Here is a 19,856-nt window from a genome sequence, read left to right on the forward strand (position 1 = left end):
TCCGTTACCCAACATAGAGTTGGAATTTGGCTAGAGAAATTGGCGATAATCCAGAGGATAATGAAAAATGAGAGGAATTGGCGCGCCCGAGTGGATTCGAACCACCGACCACAGCCTTCGGAGGGCTGTACTCTATCCAGCTGAGCTACGGGCGCGTAGCAGGGCATTATACTAAACACGCCCTGCAATTACGACAACATTGTTTTTAAATGCGCCAAGCTGGCTTTGCCGCGTTCTTTTAGCACTTCCGGCGGCAGCTGTTTTTTGTTGATCCATTCCAAGTCGTCTTCCGGCAGCTCGCTTAAAAAACGGCTGGGTTCGCATTCGGCGATTTCGCCGTAACGTTTGCGGTGTGTGCAATAACTAAATGTCAGTGTGCGTTGCGCGCGGGTGATGCCCACGTAAGCCAAGCGGCGTTCTTCTTCAATGTTGCCGGTGTCGATGCTGTTTTGGTGCGGCAGCAGGTTTTCTTCCATGCCAATCAGAAACACATGCGGAAATTCCAAGCCTTTGGCGGCGTGCAAGGTCATCAGGCTGACTTGGTCGCTGCTGTCTTCCTCTTCGGCGCGTTCCAAAATATCCATCAACATGATTTTCGAGACAATTTCCGATAACGGCATGGCGGTGCCGACTTCTTTGTCGGCAATGCGTTTTAGCCAAGCGATCAAATCGGTGACGTTGCGCAATTTACGGTCTGCCGATTCTTTGGTTTTGCTTTCTTCGCGCAGGTATTGCGGGTAGCCGATTTGGTCGATCATTTGTTCAATCACGCCAAAGGTGTCACCGCGTTCGATGCGATCAGCCGTGTCGATCACCCAATCGTGGAATTTGCGCAGGCGTTGGCTGGATTTGTCGGACAGCGATTGCGTCAGACCTAATTCGTTGCTGGCGGCGAACAGGCTGATGTGGCGTTGGTTGGCGTAAGCCCCGAGTTTTTCTAAGGTAGTCGGGCCGATTTCGCGGCGCGGGGTGTTGATGATGCGCAGGTAAGCGGCATCGTCGTTAGGGTTAACAAACAAGCGCAAGTAGCCGAGGATGTCTTTGATTTCCGCGTAGGCAAAAAACGAGGTGCTGCCGCTGATGAAATAAGGGATGTTGTTTTCGCGCAGGCTTTTTTCGAACAAACGCGATTGGTGGTTGCCACGGTATAAAATCGCGTAATCTTGGTAGCGGCTGCCGGTGCGGAATTTGTGGTGAATGATTTCCGAGACAATTTGTTGGGCTTCGGTGTTTTCGTCTTTGTGGCTGAGTACGCGCAGCGCGTCACCATAGCCCAGTTCGCTCCAGAGTTTTTTCTCGAAGGCATGGGGGTTGTTGGCGATCAGCTGGTTGGCGACTTTTAGGATGCGTCCAGTCGAGCGGTAGTTTTGTTCCAGCTTAATCACTTGCAGGCGCGGGAAATCTTTTTGCAGTTGCGCCAAGTTTTCTGGTTGCGCGCCGCGCCAAGCGTAAATGGACTGGTCGTCGTCGCCCACCACGGTGAAGCGACCTAAGTTGCCGGCAATCAGTTTCACCAATTGATATTGGGTGATGTTGGTGTCTTGATATTCATCGACCAGCAAGTAGCGGATTTTGTTTTGCCATTTTTCCAAAATGGCGCGATGTTCTTGGAACAGCAACACCGGCAATAAAATCAGGTCGTCAAAATCGACCGCATTATAGGCTTTTAGGCTGCGGATGTAGTCGGCATACAAATGCGCAATCGGGTATTGTTCGGCGGTGGCGTAAGCGGCGGCCTGTTCGGGGGTGACGAAAGCGTTTTTCCATTGCCCGATTTGGTGGGCGTACTGGTCGAGGTTATCAACATCGCAACCTTTGGCACCGTGGCTGACCAGGCTGCGTAGCAACGCGTTTTTGTCTTGTTCGTCGAACAAGGTAATGCCCGATTTGTAGCCCAACGTTTTGGTTTCGGCACGCAGAATATCCAGCCCTAAGGAATGGAAAGTCGATACTCGCAAGCCACGGCTTTGTTGGCTATCCAATAGTTTAGACACGCGGCTTTTCATCTCGCGCGCGGCTTTGTTGGTAAACGTCACCGCAGCAATGTGCCTTGCTGGCGTGCCTTGTTTGACCAACCAAGCAATCTTTTCGGTAATCACGCGGGTTTTGCCACTGCCCGCACCGGCTAGCACCAGCAGCGGATGGTCGATAATTTTAACGGCGGCAAGTTGTTGGGGGTTGAGTTTGGACATTAATAAAGTGTTAAAACAGACGGCTTAGACTGGCTTTGATTGTAACCTGTTTGACAAACTTTGGCTGGTCGTCGGCTGTGATTTTTAAAGCTGGGCAATGGGCTTGTCCGTTCAATCAAAATGCTTTATACATTATTTTGTCTCCCGTTTTTTAGTCTCGAATAGGAATCAACCCCATGTTACCCACTGATCCGCTCGACCCGATAAAAAACCGCTTTGTCCAACTCCCCAGTAAAACCCTCCTTTATGGCGCGATTGCCTTCGCCGGTTTTGGGTTGTTGGCATTCAATTTTGGCATCAACAACGCTGGCGATCGCACTGTCATCCAATATCCGACCGGCGCGCTGGTGGTCAAATTTTCACCGGGCCTTTATTTTAAAGGTTTTGGCCTTACTGAAATTTACAAAGATGTCATCACCTACGATTTCGACAAAGACGACAACAACGGCACGACCAGCCTGAATTTTGCCGGCATCACCGTGCGTTATCAGGACGGCGGCACCGGTAAAGTGTTTGGCAAGGCGCGCTTTGCCCTGCCGGGCGATGAAGAAACCATGATCCGCTTGCACAAAGACTTCCGTGCCAATGAAGCGGTGGCTTACAAACTGATTAAAGCTGTCACTGAGGAGTCCATGAACTTGACCGCCGGTTTGATGAGTTCGGAAGAATCATACGCCGAGAAGCGCGGTATTTTTACGCAATGGGCGGAACAGCAAGTGGCATCGGGCAAGTTTGTCACCGAACTGAAACCGGTCATGGAAAAAATGGAAGGCTTGAACGAGCAGATTGTCAGGCAAATTCCCGTCATTAAATACGGCAGTGACGGCCTGCCCATCCAAAATGTCAGTGATTTAAAAATCTACGGCATTAAAGTCAATGGTTTTCAAGTGACCGATTGGGATTTTGAACAAAAAACCCTCGACCAAATCTCGCGCAAACGCGAAGCCACGATGGGCATCATCACCGCCAAGGCCGATGCCGAACGCGCCCGCCAAGAAGCCATCACCGCCGAAGAACAAGGCAAGAAAAACGTTATGGTGGATCGCTACCGGAAAGAACAGGAAAAAATTCAAGCCGTGGTCGATGCCGAAAAAGAGAAAGAAGTCGCCGTCACCAAAGCCATGCAAGGCGTGTTGGTTGCCGAACAAAGCAAACTGGAAGCCGAGCAAAAACGTTTGGCGGCGGTGGCCTACAAGCAAGAGCAAATCCTGCGCGGCGAAGGCGATGGCGAATACAAACGCTTGGTGATGAGCGCGGACGGTGCGCTAGCCACCAAATTGGACGCTTGGAAAACTGTCCACCTGCGTTACGCCGAAGCCATCGAAAAACAAAAATGGGTGCCGGAAATCCAAATGGGCAACAACGGGCAAAGTGGCGGCAGTGCCGCGAATGACCTGATCGAAATGCTAAAAGCACAGACCGCCAAAGAGCTTAAGCTGGATATGTCGGTGAAAGGCAATTAATCTCAAACTCCCTTCGTCAACATTGGAGCCACTATGCTACTCATGCTAATTATTGCCATGCTGATGGCTGTTTTTGTCATCTACATCGCTGTAAAACAAAAATCGCAACTGAAATACATTGACGACTACCGCTTTCATCCCGCCATTCGGCAAAAGCTAAAAAACAAACACAGCCAATTGACTGATCCGGAATTGGATTTAGTCTTCCAAGGCCTGCGCGATTACTTCACGCTGTGCAATCGCGCCAAGCGGCACATGGTGTCGATGCCCTCACAAATCGTTGACGATGCCTGGCACGAATTCATCCTCTTCACCCGTGCTTACCAAGGCTTTTGCCAGCGCGCCATCGGACGCTTTTTGCACCACACCCCTGCCGAAGCCATGATAAGCCCGCACATGGCGCAAGACGGCATCAAACGCGCGTGGCGTTTGGCCTGCCTAAAAGAAAAAATCAATCCGCAAGCACCCACAGCCCTGCCGCTGCTTTTCGCCATCGATGGACAGCTGGGCATTGCCAACGGTTTTGTCTACAGCCTCGATTGCCGCTACGGTGAAAAAAGCTATTGTGCCAGCAGCATCGGTTGTGGCGGCGGCTGTAGCGGCGGCAGCTGCGCGGGCGATAGCAGCGACGGTGGCGGTGATGGCTGTGGCGGCGGAGGGTGTGGGGGCGATTAAGCTGAAAATTGGTTTTTCCATACCGGATTGCCGACGATGCTATGGTATAAACACTAAATCGCGCTTATCTCAGGATACTTCCATGCACCCATCCCCGAAATCCCAGTCCAACCGCCAAACCCTTTACGTCATCATCGCCTTATTACTCGGCGTTGCGGTTGGCGAGGGTTTGCACTTGAGTTTAAGCGACGCGGCGCAACAGCCGTTATTGGCGCAAATCATCGCGGTATTTGCGGTGTTGACGGACATTTTCCTGCGCTTGGTGAAAATGATTATCGCGCCTTTGGTGTTTGCCACGCTGGTGGTCGGAATGGCGAAAATGGGCGACATCGACACGGTGGGGCGGATTGGACTTAAGGCGATGTTATGGTTTTTCAGTGCGTCGTTAGTCAGTTTGTTGTTGGGGATGTTGCTGGTGAATGTGTTTGAGCCAGGCTTAAGTTTGCATATCGCCTTGCCTGCCGCCGATGCCGCCACTGGCTTGCCTGCGACTAAAGCCACGCTGAGCGGTTTTGTCGCGCATATTTTCCCGAAAAGCATTTTTGAGGCGATGGCGAGCAACGAGATTTTGCAGATTGTGGTGTTCTCACTATTTTTCGGCATTGCCTGTGCGTCATTGGGCGAATTGGCGCAACCGATGGTTAAGCTGTTGGATTCTTTGGCGCACATCATGTTGAAAATCACCAGCTATGTGATGCACTACGCGCCCGTGGCGGTGTTTGCGGCGATGGCGGCGGTGATTGCCCAGCAAGGTTTGGGGGTGTTGCTGTCTTATGGTGTCTTTATCGGCGAGTTTTATCTGGGTTTGCTGTTGCTGTGTACGCTGTTAGGCGGCTTTACCGCGCTATTTTTGCGGCGACGGATTTTTTCTTTAATCCGCCACATCCGCGAGCCGATGTTGTTGGCGTTTGGCACGGCAAGCAGCGAAAGCGCGTACCCGAAATTGCTGCAACAATTGGAACGTTTCGGCTGCGATGAAAAAGTCTGCGGGCTGGTATTGCCGTTGGGTTATTCCTTCAATTTAGACGGCAGCATGATGTACATGACCTTTGCGGTGTTGTTTATCGCCCAAGCTTATGGCATCGACATGCCGCTGGCAGATCAGTTATTGATGTTGCTGGTGTTGCTGCTCACCAGCAAAGGCATGGCGGGTGTGCCTAGGGCATCGTTGCTTGTCATTTCCGCGACATTATCGATGTTTAAAATACCCGAAGCGGGTTTACTGTTGCTGTTGGGAATCGACCAGCTTTTGGATATGGGGCGCAGCGCCACCAATGTGTTTGGCAATAGTATGGCTTCGGCATTAGTAAGCCGTTGGGAAAAAGCCTTGAAGTAACGGATAAATTTTTTGTCCACAATCTGAAATGAGTTGATTTTGCTGTTTTTTTTTAGATAATTTATAAACGCTTGTATTTTGCATTCCAGCAAACCTTCAAATTTAAGCATTTTTAATCCCCTGTATCCAACCGCCCACAAGCGCTTATTGCAAGCTTACGCCGCTATTTATTCTATCGACTACCCTACAAAAAGGTCACCATCATGAATTGGAATTCTGTAACCAACACTGAATCGGTAAACGCTTGGTATTTATCGGAAATCATTAAATTTCCTAACGGACATTCAGAGCTTTTCGCAGGCTTTGCGATTGCCCATCTGCAAGAAAAAATTATCTTTACCGGTGCCTATCTGCCGTTATTTTTTTGGGCGGTTGCCAAACAGGATAAAGTGACCTCCGCAACCGTGCAAATTGCCGGATCAACCACAAAGCTGACCAACCTGCCGCAAGCCAGTATGCATTTGCCGCCGCAGTTTCCTGATCTGCCATACACCCAACAAAACAGCTTTGCTTTTTTGCTGGATTTGGACAGCCAAGCAGAACACGTGTCCCTTGAGATTTATATAGAAGTTTTGCAAGAAACTGTCCACATCGCCACGCTGCAACTGGTCAACCGCCGCATTGACGGTTTGCAAGCCAACGAAATAAAAATGGCGCACCAAATCCCTTTTTTGCGGCAATGGTCAAAAAACAAAGCTGAAATGAATGTGGTTGCCAGTACCTGCAGCCACCTTATCAGCCTCTGTAAAGAGCAAACACCCGCCGGTATCTACGCCATATTGGGTGATACCCTAGAAGCCAAAAAGCAATTTTCCGATGCCATTGCCGCTTACCGAAAAGCCGTGGAACTGCAACCTCAAGAATCCAAATTTGAAATGCGTTTGTCGCAGTTATTGCAAGAACACGCACCGGACGAAAAAGCCCTATCATCAACACCTAAAGGTATTTCACTTTCCACTTCGGGCGACACGGCGCTGACCATTATTGTCGATATGCTGTATCGCAGCACACCGTCTTACATGTACGTGCGTGAGCTTTTCCAAAACGAATTGGACGCGATTTACCGACGCTGGGATAAGGAAGTGGAATCACAAGGCCAGTCCAGCTTCACCGGTACCATCAGCGTTGAACCTGATAGCAACAACCCACAAAAACTTTGCTTTTGGGGCGATGGCATTGGGATGACGTTTGACCAAGTCACTAACCATTTAGCCAAATTGGTTAACTCTGGCAACGTTGCCCACAACACCAAAAATCCTGGTGAACCTTCATCTCCCAGCAATTTTGGTATTGGTGCGAAAACATCCGCCTTACCGGAAAACACCAAAGGCATGGTTTACCGCACCCTACCCTTTGGCGAAAAAGAAGGTATTGAATTCACCTTATGGAAAAATCCCAGCACTTTTTTGTATGAAATAAAAGGCAAGACCGTTAACGGAGAAACCGAGTACTTCCGAAAAGTACCGATGAGCGAATTTAACGACACTATCAAAAATAGCGGCAGCGGTTCTTATGCCACCTTGTTGGGCAATAGCGATGATGAAGACACTTTCAAAAAATCGGCAAGCCTGCTTAACCGCCAGATTGCTGGCGAACAAGTCAACAAAGGCATCGGCTACTTCTTAAACAGCCGCTATTTCACCCTGCCCGCCGCCGGATTAAAAGTTCAGGTCGCTGAATACGATGCCAACGAAAAGCTGATACAACAAAACATCATTGGACAACAGGCGTTTCTGATGAAATTTGCCGAAAAGCACGGCTGCGTCACTCTAAAAGCCATGGGCTTGGAAGTGAAGGCGCACTGGTGGCTGTTGTCAGAAGCCGCTTTATCGCAAGCCGATAGCTTCAACGCTTTAGGCCACGTCGGCCTGCTTTGGAAGAACGAACTCTATTACAACCCCAATGAAGCGCAACGCGTACAACGTTTGCAGCTAAACGGTTTTGGCATCCATTACGGCGAAGAGCGCGTGGTGATTTATATAGAACCCAGCAAACCCAACCAAGTTGATTCGCATCCTTCGCGGACCCGGCTGATGTTCAAGCAGCGTGATCTGAACGCAGTTGATTTTGGCCAGCAATTTGCCAACAACATGCCTGCCGAACTGGATGCTTACCAAAAAAGCTTCCTGTCCGTCGATGCAACAGCCGATGCCATCGACCAAATCAAAAACAACCTAAAACACTTGGGCTTAACCAGCGAGGCCAAAATGCGCCAATATGCGCTGGCCCTTAAAAACCGAGGCAAACCCCAAACCGCCGCCAACCCGCAGAAACGCGAAGAAAATGCGGCGACAGAAACCAAAGCGGTACAAAGCGAACTCGATGCCCTGATCCCGAATTGCGTTTGGCGCGATTTTGATCCAGAAGCCGCTTTATATGCTGCCGAATGGGACAGCAAAGGCTACGCCATCAAATTTAATTCCGCATGGTTACCCTACCAAAAAGCCTTGGCGGCATTAACCGAAGAAACCAAAAGCCAGTATTTAAAATATCCCGCCGCCTTCATTTCAAAAGAATGCCAAAAGCAATTGCGTTATGAATATTACAAAATAGTGGTGGAAACTTTATTCAGTGCTTATTCCATGATCGATTATGCCAATTGGACAGACCGCATGATAGAAACACAATTGCTCAGCCCAGCGGCCTTAAGTGCCGTTTTGCAATACAACTCCAATATGCGCAGCAATGCCAAAGCAGCGCTCTCCAATAGCTTGTAGTTGATTTTCGGCTTGGCAATTATCAGTCGGGTTTAACGCAAACCCGGCTGATTCCTCAACCCTCCGTCATAAGACGATCCCAAATATCACCCACCGCCGTTTTAAATCCTAAAACTTGCGTTTCATCGACCTGCGCGCGGCTGCCTTGCAAGACTTGTTTGTGGCCTAAATCGCGGTAGTTGCAATAAGCATCGGTCAAGGTTTTGGCGATCTGTTCAGATAACAACCCCACCTTTGCCAAATCCGCCAAAATTCGCACGTTATCGGTGAAAGCGGTCAGTTCAGGATACTGTGCCGCATGTGCCAACACCATAAATTGCACCATGAATTCAATATCGGCGATGCCACCTTTGCTGTGTTTAAGATCAAATTGCCCCGCTTCTTTGCTGGCAAAAGCGACGCGCATTTTTTCGCGCATATCACGCACTTCAGCACGCAGAGTGCCGATCTCGCGCCTTTTAGACAAAATGCTGTGGCGGATTTGTGAAAACGCCGCCTGCAAGTCGTTGTCTCCGGCAATAAAACGCCCGCGCACCAAAGCTTGGTGTTCCCATGTCCAAGCATTGTTATGCTGGTAATTTTCATAGGCTTGGATATGGGCGACCAACAAGCCCGAATCGCCGCTAGGGCGCAGACGCATATCGACTTCGTACAAAATGCCGGACAGCAATTTGGTGTCCATCATATGGCGCACTTTTAGCCCCAAGCGTCCGTAAAATTGCGAACAGGCAATCGGCTTGCCGCCATCCGTCAAGATGTTGCCGTCGCCGTAATCGTATACAAACACCAAATCCAGGTCGGAACCGTAACCCAATTCCAAGCCGCCCAATTTGCCAAAACCCAGCACGGCAAAGCCCATGTTTTGAAGGCTTCTGCCGGGCGGCTGACCGTGCTTGGCGGTCAAGAGCAGCCATGACCGCAGGACGACTTGGTTGACAATGCTTTCGGCGATATAGCTCAGATAATCGCTGACCACCATCAAAGGGATCACGCCCATGATGTCCGCCGCCGCCACTTTTAAGACTTGGCTTTGCTTGAACTGCCGCAAAGCAAACATCAAGGCTTCTTCGTCTTGCGTGTCTATCGGGGCCAGCAAATGCGCCAAACGCTCATCCAAATCGGCACGGTTGAGCGGTTCATAAAGGTGGCGCGGGTCAAGCAGATCATCAAACAGTACCGGATGCAAAGCCAAATAGCCGCTCAGCCACGGGCTAGCGGCACACAGTCGGACCAGCTGCGCCAAAGCACCGCTGTTTTCTGCCAATAGCGCCAAATAGACATTTCTGCCCGCCACGGCTTCAAACAGGTCAAGTATGCGTTTTAAGGTTTCATCGGGGTTGCTAGCTTGGCGTAACGCTTCCAGCAATTGTGGCATCAATCTGTCCAGCACCGCTGCGCCTTTTGCCGATAAGCGGCGGATGGCGGGTGACTGCTTAAAATGGCGCAAGGCCATTAAGCTGTCTGCAGGTTGGCAAAAACCCAGCTGTTGGCAGCTCTGTAACAACTCTTGCCCGTCACCGGCACCTATCCAAAGATTTTCACAAACGGGGTTATGTTGATCTTGTTTGGAGACGGAAAACACTTGGTCGAACACGCTGTGGACTTGCGCCCTGACGGTATCCAAATCCACAAGAAAAGCATCCCAATCCGGATAATCCATCGCCCATGCCAATATTTGCCGCACCTTAGCATCGGTGGGCAAATCGTGGGTCTGCCGGTCTTGGTATTGCTGGATGTGGTTTTCGGTGCGCCGCAAAAAGCGGTACGACTGTTGCAATTGCAAAACATCGTCTGCCGACATCAAGCCCAGTTCACCCAAGCGCGACAACACGTCCAAAATGCCGCGCGTCTGCAATTTTTTTTCTTGCCCGCCACGGATCAATTGGAACGCCTGACCGATAAATTCCACTTCGCGAATGCCTCCAGGACCGAGCTTGATGTTGTCCATGCGGTCTTTGCGGCGCAATTCTTGGCTGATTTGTGCTTTTAGGCCGCGCAGTTCGGCAAAGGCGCCGTAATCCAAATAACGTCGGTAAACAAAAGCTTGCAGCATTTTCATCAATTGTGCGCCGGACTTAAAATCACCCGCCACTTGGCGGGCTTTAATCATCGCGTAGCGTTCCCATTCCCGTGCTTGGGTTTGGTAATAAGCTTCCATGCCGTCAAACGTCATGATGACCGCGCCGCTGTCGCCATAAGGGCGCAAGCGGATGTCGGTGCGGAAAACAAAACCGTCAACCGTGGTTTCGTCCAGCACTCTTATAAGGCTTTGGCACAGTTTGGTGAAAAATTCGCCGTAGCTGGTGGCTTTGCGGTCAGGCAAAACGCCATCTTCGGGATAGGCAAAAATCAGGTCGATGTCTGAGGAATAATTCAGTTCGTCAGCCCCCAGCTTGCCCATGCCCAGCACCACGATTTGCTGCGGGCTGCCATCAGCCAAAAGCGGTGTACCGCGTTTGGCGCAAGCGTGTTGGTATAAATAAGCCAGCGCCATTTGGATGCAGGCATCGGCGAGATGCGACAAGTCCAATAAGGTTTCATCCAGTGAGGCCCAGCCCGCCAAATCGCGCCAAGCAATGCGGATCATTTCGCGCTTGCGGAATTGCCGTAGCATCAACATTAAATGCGCTTCACTGTCGGGTTGTAACGTTGCCAATTTGTCGGCATAGGTTTGCGGCTGATAACAGCCGGATAAGTCACCGGAATGGTACAGATCGGTCAATAGCAATGGCTGGCGCTGGCAATTTTCAGCCACAAAAGCACTGCACGCCCAGACTTTGACCATGGCTTGGGCAAAATCGGGCGTGGCGCTGAATTCGGGGTTGGCTTCGCACCATTGGTGCAGCGCATTGGCCGTGCTGTTTGCTAAGGTTTCGGGCAAGCGGGCGCAATGGCCTTCAAGGAGATTGAATAGTGTCATGGCGATTGATGTCCGTTTATGGGGGGTAAAAGGCAGCCGATCACGGCTGTAACCATTACTGCCCGTCTACCGAATCATCAAAAATATATTCACTATGGCTGTCATCAACGGCGGCATGGCGTTGGGCGGCAAACGCCAACAACTCCATGCGTAAACAGGCTAAAGCCTCGTCTAAGGCAATACGCGTTTGGCTGCTAATGCCGGGTTGTAAACTGGCGGCACTGTGTGCTTGTAAGGCATTGTATAAAAGCTGGGCTTGCTGGCTGGTATAGCGGGGTTTACTGGTGATGGCAAGTTGGTTATCTTCGATGTTATCAAGCAAATCAGAGACATTTTCGCAAATGTCGTTTAGACGGTTAAACGCTTCTTCCGATTCACAGCCAGCCGCGTGATCCCGCGCCATTTCCAATTGCGCGAGGGATTCAGCGAGATATTCTTCTAAAGTGTCTTTGTTCATGTGCGAATCCTCGATAGCTCGTTATTTTTATAGTGCCATGCTTCATTGCTGGCATCGCTTTTCTGGTCGTTATACCAATATACGGTGACGACCAGCGAATGCAACATTATTGCACAGCGGGTGCCGGTGCCGGTACTGGCGTTGCCGGCGTAGGATATTTGAAATAACGGGTTGCGCTGTTTTGTTTGTCGTCGCTTTTCGGTTTAGCAACCGGAGGCGGTGTTGTAGCGCTGGATACAGGTTTGGCAACGGGCTTAGGCTTTGCTGCTGCGGTTGGAGCCGTTGGTGAAGAGGCGGGAGTAATAGGTTTGTTCTGTGTTGTGGGTGTTTTTGGCACCGTATTGACCGCAGGTTTGGCAGGCTTAGCGACAGGCGCAAGCGGTGTAATCGGCTTAGCAGGCGGCACAGGTTTGACGGTCTCCGTCAAGTTTGGCACAGCAACAGGCTTGGGCGTTGCGTTTGGATTGGCAACGGCTGAAGGTTTATTAGCATTTGGGGGAACAACAGCCGTTGGTTTAGTCGTCATGGTCTGCGGCTTAACTGTTTTAACGGCGTTTTGAACGGGAGTTTTAAGCTCTGGCTTTATAACCCCAACTGGCTTGGTGTCCAATTTAGGTTTTGGCGCAGCCGGAACACGCACCGGCACCGGCAGCGCCTTCGTTTCTTTTATTGCGCTATTTGCCAATAATGGTTTAACCACAGGTTTTGCAATCGGTTTGGTAACTTTAGCTACCGGCACACTCGGCAAAAGCTTGGCAAGCGGCTGCGTGCCAGCTGCTTTAACGACCACCGGTATCGGTAGGCCGCTGCTAACCGTTTGCAAACCTGATGCGGGCAGAGGTTTGGGTTCACCCACCGGCTCTGTGCTGGTTTTATTGAGCAATGGCGTCAACGTTGGTTTAAGCGATTTTAAGATTTGCACCGGCAAAGAACTGGTGAAATGGTAAAGCCCAGCATCGTCACCGGTCACGTAAGCGGTAATCACACCAAAATATTGCTCACCCAAGAAGAAGGTAAACACGGCAGCACGGCTGATAAATTTCGATTCAATCAAGCGCCCGCCCGGCCCCCAGACTTCTTTGCGGTGGTCGCCGGTTCCGGTTTTGCCACCTACTTCCATCGCCTTGCCGTTGGCATCGACATACACACCGCTCAAGCGCGAAGCTGTACCCCCTTGCACCACGCCCGCCATCGCACTCCGCGCAGCACGTGCCACTTCCGGTGCAAAAATGCGCTCGCCTTGTTCAGGCAATTTGCTCATCACCGTTTCGTAAGGCGTGCCTTTGGCAAAATGCAAGTATTCAAAGCGGACAGCAGGCATCCGTAGCCCATCATTACGGAGGATGCCGACCAATTCCGCCAAGGCCGCCGGCCGGTCGCCGGATGCACCGATAGACGTTGCATAAGAAGAGGTCAAACCACCAAACGGATAACCGACACGCTCCCAAGCGTGATGGATGTCGCGGAAAGCTTCTGTTTCCAACAACGTTAAAATGCGCCGCTGCTGGGCATTTTTCTTATTGCTTTTCAACAGCCAACGATACACTTGTTGGCGTTGTTCGGTGCTGGCTTCGACCAGTTCATCAAAACTGGCTTTGGGATGCTTGACCCAATAACTGACCAACCACAACTCCAAGGGGTGTACTTTGGTGATATAGCCTTGGTCTTGCAGATCAAACTTATCGACCGAATATTTATCGTACAAGCTGTACAAATCTTCTTCGACTAAGGCATCTTTGCTTAAATAATTGTTCAGATAAGCCTGTAGCGCGTTCTCGTCTTTATCGGGATAGACGGCGCGGTACAACATGGTCAGACGTGACGCTTTCGCCAACACCCGTTGGGTCAGCAAATCCAGCGCCTCTTCCGGCGATTTGTTGCGGTAACGGCTGTAAAAACGTTTTAAATATTCACGGCCTTCGTTATCGGCAAAACGCTGCAGATACTCTTCGCGTTTAGGGTCGTCAGGACTGTCCAGCCAACGCGCCACACCATTCGGTTTGTACAAATGATGGTAAACCACATCGCGCATCAGGCGGATAAACACCAAGTTGACCGAATCACGCAACGCTTCACGTATCGACATGATCCTGCCGTTTTCATCTTTGGTGAAGTTGCTGAAGGTATGTAAACCGCCACCGGTAAAAAATGCTTCGCCAGGGCTGGCGGAATAACGCCGCTCCAAAGCCATCATCATCAGATGTTCCAAAGAAACTTTAGGGTTGGCTTTGAGTTGCTCGACCATCCACAACGTGAGGTGATCGCGCGGATGCACATCAATCTGGTTCAGCTGAGCAAGGCTATAGCCTTTGTATTGCTCATAAATGCCGGCAAGCAATTCCAAATAATGCACCATGGTCCGCAGTTTGGCAGTTGAACCCAAATCGATGCGGATGCCTTCGTTGATGTCCAAAGGCTGGTCGTAGTTATCGGTTTGGACGCGTAGCAAATTGCCGGTCGGGCTGCGTTCGAACAACATCAAACTGTAGACGATGGGATCCAATTTGCTGTTGTCATCCAACATACGTTTGCCCAACAAACCGGCGGCACGGGCATTGGCAGGATCGCTCAAGCGCCGCAAAGCCGAAGTGACGGCTTGCTGGGTGTTGTAATCTATTGTGGTTTTTACAGTTAAATCGAGGCGATCCAACTCGTAATTGGATTTGACCCCTAATGCCTTGCCTAAGCGGCTACGCAACACCATTTGTGTTTTGCGCTCGTTGGCAAATTTTGACGGCACTGCCGCCGCCCTTGGCGGGCGCACCGAACTGGCTTTCAGTGCGGCGTTGCGCAAGCCTAATGGGATGACGCCTTGTTCCGCCAAAATCCGCAAATGGCTTTCGGTGAGTTTCTGCAAGCTGTCATAGCCTTTGCCCAACAAATACGAAGGCCGACGTTGCGACAACAACACGCTCAACACCTGCCGATAAGCTTGGCCTTGTTGCTCGGTAATTTGCCGCGCGCTTAAGGCTTGCGGGCTGAGCAAGCGGTTGACTTCATTAAAATCGGCACCAAACCAAGCCGACAATCCATCGCCCAAGCCATGCACTTCGCCAACCTTGGGGGCGGCAGCCAGCGGCATGGAGTTCAGATAGGCCAAGGCAATTTCTCGGCGCATGGCGCGGGTGTCTGGCCCTTGCAAATAAGCGCGGATAGAGGCACTGCCCATTTGCCGGAATTTGTCCACCACTGAACGCGTGTAGCCATCCGGCGAATGGCGGTATTTTTCAATTTGCGTCGCCAAAGTACTGCCGCCTGGCACATTGCCGCCAACCCCCAGTTTGTTCGCCACCAATTGCAACGAAGCAAAACCCAACCTATCCCATTCCACGGCGGGATTGACATAGGTTTTTTTCTCATCAAACAGCTCGCGGTTTTCAATGAACAACAAAGTTTTTAACACAACAGGCGGAATCGTATCAAAACTGGGGTAGCCGTGTTCAGGATACAAGGCTTTGAACACCAGTTTGTCAGCCTGATCGACGATGCGTAAACCCGCTTGGTTTTTTTCGTGGTAAATGGCAAACAGGCCGTAATCGACCATCTCTGTCATTTTTGGCGAAAACGTGGCTTGCGAGGTAATGGCATAACCGGAATCTTCCAGACGTTTGATGGCATCAGGCAATAAGGTATAGCCCAAGCGCTCATCATAAGGCCCGAATTCGGGGTAACGCACCGACGAACTGCTGCCGGAAGTCAGTTTGTAGCTCAGCTGCTTGCTGATCTGCGACAAATAACGGGCTTGGTATTTGGAGGTTTCAACTTCTTGATGTACGACATAGACAAAAATCCCAGACACCAACAAACCGACCACGACAATGTAAATTGTCAGCATACGCTGTAAGGAATGTTTGGATTTGAGTCTTCTTGCCATTTATGAAGGGATGGTTAGTTGTCCTAAAAGAACGATGAACTGAAATACGGCTGCCGTTTAGCGGACAGCATACGCTTGCGGCAATATTTTCACCGCCGCCAGCATCAGGCAAATTTGCAGCAAACTCTCCCACGCATCACCGCTTTCTTGCCCTTTAATTTGCCGGTCAGCCTTTGCCGATAGCCATAAAACATTGTCCAAATCTTGGCTGCTTAAACGCTGCAAGGCATCATTAACCAGCTGTTTGCGTTTATCCCAGACCTGATAGTTTCTAAACAATACATCACGGTTTTGCCCTGCCGCCAAGCCTTGCTTGATGTTGCCAAGCAACCTGGCTTCACGGGTTAAAGCCCAAAGCACCACCGGTGCGGCAACCCCTTCGGCTTGCAAACTGGCCAGAATTTTTAAAATACGGGAAACCTGAGCCGCCAACACGCTATCCATCAGCTTGAAGACATCAAAACGGCTGTTGTCGGAGACTGCCGCCAAAATTTGTGACGTATTTAATGTACCCGCGCCGTATAACACATAAAGTTTTTCCACCTCTTGCGCCGCCGCCAGCAAATTGCCTTCAACACGACCCGCCAGCAGTTTGATGCCTTCGTTATCGACAGACAAACCGCGTTGTTGCAAACGCTGCCCTAGCCATCGGAGCAAGTCCTGCCCATCCAAAGGCCAAACTTGAACAGTAACCCCGACTTTATCAATCGCCTGAAACCAACGTGACTTTAATGATTCTTTAGCCAACTTACCGGCACTGACCAGCAAAATAGTGTCTTCGGGCAAGCGCTGTGCATAAGCGGTGAGCGCTTTACCGCCATCAAGCCCAGGACTGCCGCCCGACAATCGCAAATCGATCAATTTTTTTTCGGCAAAAATCGAGAATGAATCAGCAGAAAATTGTAAGCGGTTCCACTCAAAACCCGTTTGTACGGTTAATAGTTCCCGCTCAGTAAAACCTGCTTGCCGCGCCGCCAAACGGATGGCATCGGTCAACTCATCCATTTGCAAAGGCTCGTCACCGCTAATGAAGTACAGCGGTTGCAAGCCTTTTTTAAGTGCCGCGCCGAGTTGCTCAGGCTTTAATTGCATGGTTATTTAGATACTTTCGCCTCGGCCCAAGCGCGGGCGCGGTTGACAATGGTCTGCACCGCTTGTTGGTACATCTCTTGCCGTATCACCGTTTCTTCGTTGGATTTAGCCAGTATATCTTGTTGGTTATTAAAGTATTGGCGTTTTATTTCCAAGGGCTGGCGGGGTGTCATCAAACCATCCGCGGCGTTTGCCAATTCATAGTCGATACGGTAAGACAATTCCAACTCGTTGGAACGACCCCGCGAACTGAGCGACAAGGCACGCTGGTCGGATTTTTCGGTAACAATGTGGATCACCAAACCGGCATTTTCCGGCCTGTCCAACAAGCGCGACGAAGACGCTTTCAGGATTTTCCGAAAATGCTCGCGCAGCGGCGCGGATGCGCCATCTAAGTAGACATTTTTTAAATTTTCCGGCAAATCCACTTCGCCACGTAAATGGTAGCCACATGCAGTCAGCATCAGCACGGCGACGAAGAGGGTTATTTTTTGCGGCAACACAGGCAACTCCGATTAAACAACAATACTGACCAGTTTTTTAGGCACAACAATGATTTTCTTAACGGGCTTGCCTTCCAAAAACGCCACGATATGTGCGTCATTTAAGGCAATGGCTTGGATTTCTTCAGTGCTAGCCGTCGCGGAAACCACGATTTTGCCGCGCAACTTGCCGTTGACTTGCACCACCAATTCCAATTCATCTTGCACTAACGCCGATTCATCAAACACAGGCCAAGCCACGTTTGCCAAGGTTTCACTATGGCCTAATTCTATCCACAATTGATGGCAGATGTGCGGCACCATTGGCGACAACATCAGCACAATGGCTTCCAGCACTTCTTGGCGGACGGCTTTGGCATTGTCCGAATCATCAGTAAATTTGCCCAAGGTGTTGACCAATTCCATGTTGGCGGCGATGGCGGTGTTGAAAATCGTCCGCACGCCCATGTCGTGGCTGGTTTTTTGGATGGTTTGGTGCAATTGCCGACGCACGGCTTTTTGTTCTTCGGTCAGCGCCGCTTTGTCCAAAGCCGTTGTTGATCCGCCCGCTTGCACGTGCAAATACACTTGCCGCCACAAACGTTTTAAGAATCGCGACGCGCCTTCCACGCCGCTGTCCGACCATTCCAGCGATTGCTCAGGTGGTGCGGCAAACATGATGAACAAGCGCACGGTGTCCGCGCCGTATTGTTCAATCAAGCCTTGTGGATCGACGGTGTTGCCTTTGGATTTGGACATCTTCGTGCCGTCTTTCAGCACCATGCCTTGGGTGAGCAGTTTTTTGAACGGCTCATCGCAAGTCACCAAGCCTTCATCGCGCAACAATTTGGTGTAAAAACGCGCATACAGCAAATGCAAAATGGCGTGTTCGATACCGCCGATGTAATAGTCGACAGGCAACCAATGGCTGGCGCGGCTATCGAGCATGGACTCGGAATCTTTACAAGCAAATTTGGCGAAATACCAAGACGATTCCATAAAAGTATCGAAGGTATCGGTTTCGCGGCGGGCAGCTTTGCCGCAGCTAGGGCAAGTGGTTTTCGAAAAAGTCGGGTGTGCCACCAACGGCGATTGCGAGCCATCCAAAACCACATCACGCGGCAGGGTGACAGGCAAATCTTGCTCAGGTACAGGCACAGTGCCGCAGTCGTCACAATAAATGACCGGAATCGGCGCGCCCCAATAGCGTTGGCGGGATACGCCCCAATCGCGTAGACGGAAATTTTCCTGTTTATCGCCAAGTCCTTTAGCTTTAAGATCAGAAGCAATGGCATCAATAGCAGCTTGTTGGTTTAAACCGTTATATTTCCCACTGTTAATTAAAATCATCCATTCGTATTTAGCCGCATACCAAGGTTGCCAAAAACTCTGATCGAATGGAGTGTCAGGCATGTCATGACCTGTTCCGTCTCCAAAGCCCGCTCCACCGCCACTGCCGCCGCCATACCCATAACGTAACGCTTCATCATCTCCAATTCCTACAATTTTGCTATGCAACACTTGAATTATGGGCAATCCATATTTTTGTGCGAAATGAAAATCCCGCTCATCGTGTGCAGGTACAGCCATTACTGCACCTTCGCCGTAATTCATTAGGACATAGTTACCGACCCATACGGGTATTTGTTCGCCAGTAAGTGGATGATTAACAAAAATCCCTGTATCCATACCTTTCTTTTCCATTGTCGCCATATCAGCTTCAGCGGTTCCGCTTTGCTCACATTCTTTTAAGAATTCAGCAAGGACGTGGTTATTTTTGGCGGCATAAATGGCTAATGGATGTGCGGCAGCAACTGTACAAAAAGTAACGCCCATAATGGTATCAGCGCGAGTTGTATATACCCATAATAAATCTTTTGTCCCGTCAAGCTCGTAAGGGAATGCAAAACGTACTCCATAACTTTTGCCTATCCAATTGGCTTGCATGGTTTTGACTTGCTCAGGCCAGCCGTCCAGCGTATCTAATGATGTCAATAATTCATCTGCATAGGCGGTAATCTTCAAGAACCACTGGGAGATTTCTTTGCGTTCCACTTGGGTATCGCAACGCCAGCAGCAACCGTCTATCACTTGCTCGTTCGCCAACACCGTCATGTCGTTAGGACACCAGTTGACGGGCGCGGTTTTTTTATAAACCAAGCCTTTTTCCAGCAATTTTAAGAAAAACCATTGCTCCCAACGGTAATACTCAGGATCGCAGGTAGCGATTTCCCTATCCCAATCGTAGCCAAAACCTAAACGTTTCAGCTGGTCGCGCATGTAGTCGATATTGCTGTAAGTCCAATCGGCAGGGTGCACGCCGTGTTGCATGGCGGCGTTTTCGGCAGGCAAACCAAAGGCATCCCAACCCATGGGTTGCAACACGTTTTTGCCAAGCATACGTTGGTATCGGCTAATCACGTCGCCGATTGTGTAGTTGCGGACATGGCCCATGTGCAGCTTGCCACTGGGGTAGGGGAACATCGACAGGCAGTAATATTTGGTGGCAGTCGAAGATTCCGACGCTTTAAACGCCCCCGTATCTTCCCAAAGCTGTTGCACATCTTGCTCAATAGCGAGCGGCTGGTAATTTTCTTGCATCCTTATCGTCTTTTGGCAATCAAAAGCGTTAGAATAACGTACAGACG

The 19,856-nt window shown here is 50.4% G+C and carries 11 protein-coding genes and 1 tRNA gene; 4 read left to right on the top strand and 8 right to left on the bottom strand.

Translation table 11 applies throughout. The features are described from left to right. Positions 1 to 78: 78 nt before the first annotated feature. Both ACYQ1O_RS08910 and rep read right to left on the bottom strand, forming a co-directional pair. A tRNA-Arg gene (locus ACYQ1O_RS08910) sits at positions 79 to 155 on the bottom strand. A 33-nt stretch (positions 156 to 188) separates the two neighbouring features. After that, on the bottom strand, positions 189 to 2,192 hold the full coding sequence (rep, locus tag ACYQ1O_RS08915; RefSeq protein WP_459991313.1) for a DNA helicase Rep: 2,004 nt from the start codon (positions 2,190 to 2,192) through the stop codon (positions 189 to 191). Positions 2,193 to 2,368: 176 nt separating this feature from the next. On the opposite strand from rep, the gene ACYQ1O_RS08920 reads away from it, so the two are divergent. The 4 genes from ACYQ1O_RS08920 to ACYQ1O_RS08935 all read left to right on the top strand — a co-directional run bounded on the left by ACYQ1O_RS08920 (position 2,369) and on the right by ACYQ1O_RS08935 (position 8,383). Then, entirely contained in the window at positions 2,369 to 3,655 is a 1,287-nt protein-coding gene (locus ACYQ1O_RS08920) for an SPFH domain-containing protein (protein ID WP_459991314.1), read from the top strand. A 33-nt stretch (positions 3,656 to 3,688) separates the two neighbouring features. Next, entirely contained in the window at positions 3,689 to 4,330 is a 642-nt protein-coding gene (locus ACYQ1O_RS08925) for a glycine-rich domain-containing protein (RefSeq protein WP_459991315.1), read from the top strand. A gap of 82 nt (positions 4,331 to 4,412) precedes the next feature. Next, positions 4,413 to 5,666 carry a dicarboxylate/amino acid:cation symporter gene (locus ACYQ1O_RS08930; protein WP_459991316.1) on the top strand — a complete coding sequence of 418 codons (1,254 nt, stop codon included), beginning with the start codon at positions 4,413 to 4,415 and terminating at the stop codon, positions 5,664 to 5,666. Positions 5,667 to 5,869: 203 nt separating this feature from the next. After that, positions 5,870 to 8,383 carry a tetratricopeptide repeat protein gene (locus ACYQ1O_RS08935; RefSeq protein WP_459991317.1) on the top strand — a complete coding sequence of 838 codons (2,514 nt, stop codon included), beginning with the start codon at positions 5,870 to 5,872 and terminating at the stop codon, positions 8,381 to 8,383. Between the two features lie 55 nt (positions 8,384 to 8,438). Here the strand turns inward: ACYQ1O_RS08935 and glnE are convergent, their stop codons facing one another. The 6 genes from glnE to leuS all read right to left on the bottom strand — a co-directional run bounded on the left by glnE (position 8,439) and on the right by leuS (position 19,809). Continuing rightward, a complete protein-coding gene (gene glnE / locus ACYQ1O_RS08940; RefSeq protein WP_459991318.1) occupies positions 8,439 to 11,303 on the bottom strand; it encodes a bifunctional [glutamate--ammonia ligase]-adenylyl-L-tyrosine phosphorylase/[glutamate--ammonia-ligase] adenylyltransferase in 2,865 nt (954 codons plus the stop codon). Positions 11,304 to 11,358: 55 nt separating this feature from the next. Next, positions 11,359 to 11,760: a hypothetical protein gene (locus ACYQ1O_RS08945; RefSeq protein ID WP_459991319.1), complete on the bottom strand. Its 402-nt coding sequence runs from the start codon at positions 11,758 to 11,760 to the stop codon at positions 11,359 to 11,361. A gap of 106 nt (positions 11,761 to 11,866) precedes the next feature. Beyond that, a complete protein-coding gene (locus ACYQ1O_RS08950) occupies positions 11,867 to 15,634 on the bottom strand; it encodes a transglycosylase domain-containing protein (RefSeq protein WP_459991320.1) in 3,768 nt (1,255 codons plus the stop codon). A 57-nt stretch (positions 15,635 to 15,691) separates the two neighbouring features. Next, positions 15,692 to 16,726, bottom strand: a complete 1,035-nt coding sequence (gene holA / locus ACYQ1O_RS08955) for a DNA polymerase III subunit delta (protein ID WP_459991321.1) — start codon at positions 16,724 to 16,726, stop codon at positions 15,692 to 15,694. A 2-nt stretch (positions 16,727 to 16,728) separates the two neighbouring features. Beyond that, positions 16,729 to 17,229, bottom strand: coding sequence for an LPS-assembly lipoprotein LptE (locus ACYQ1O_RS08960; RefSeq protein ID WP_459991322.1), 501 nt, complete (start codon positions 17,227 to 17,229; stop codon positions 16,729 to 16,731). A gap of 12 nt (positions 17,230 to 17,241) precedes the next feature. Next, entirely contained in the window at positions 17,242 to 19,809 is a 2,568-nt protein-coding gene (gene leuS / locus ACYQ1O_RS08965) for a leucine--tRNA ligase (RefSeq protein WP_459991323.1), read from the bottom strand. Between the last annotated feature and the right edge of the window lie 47 nt (positions 19,810 to 19,856).

The sequence above is a fragment of the Methylosoma difficile genome, assembly GCF_054657615.1.

Coding starts and splice junctions, on each gene's coding strand:
- glnE (WP_459991318.1), bottom strand. CDS start 11,303: ATGACACTATTCAATCTCCTTGAAGGCCATTGCGCCCGCTTGCCCGAA.
- rep (WP_459991313.1), bottom strand. CDS start 2,192: ATGTCCAAACTCAACCCCCAACAACTTGCCGCCGTTAAAATTATCGAC.
- ACYQ1O_RS08925 (WP_459991315.1), top strand. CDS start 3,689: ATGCTACTCATGCTAATTATTGCCATGCTGATGGCTGTTTTTGTCATC.
- ACYQ1O_RS08920 (WP_459991314.1), top strand. CDS start 2,369: ATGTTACCCACTGATCCGCTCGACCCGATAAAAAACCGCTTTGTCCAA.
- ACYQ1O_RS08930 (WP_459991316.1), top strand. CDS start 4,413: ATGCACCCATCCCCGAAATCCCAGTCCAACCGCCAAACCCTTTACGTC.
- ACYQ1O_RS08950 (WP_459991320.1), bottom strand. CDS start 15,634: ATGGCAAGAAGACTCAAATCCAAACATTCCTTACAGCGTATGCTGACA.
- holA (WP_459991321.1), bottom strand. CDS start 16,726: ATGCAATTAAAGCCTGAGCAACTCGGCGCGGCACTTAAAAAAGGCTTG.
- leuS (WP_459991323.1), bottom strand. CDS start 19,809: ATGCAAGAAAATTACCAGCCGCTCGCTATTGAGCAAGATGTGCAACAG.
- ACYQ1O_RS08945 (WP_459991319.1), bottom strand. CDS start 11,760: ATGAACAAAGACACTTTAGAAGAATATCTCGCTGAATCCCTCGCGCAA.
- ACYQ1O_RS08935 (WP_459991317.1), top strand. CDS start 5,870: ATGAATTGGAATTCTGTAACCAACACTGAATCGGTAAACGCTTGGTAT.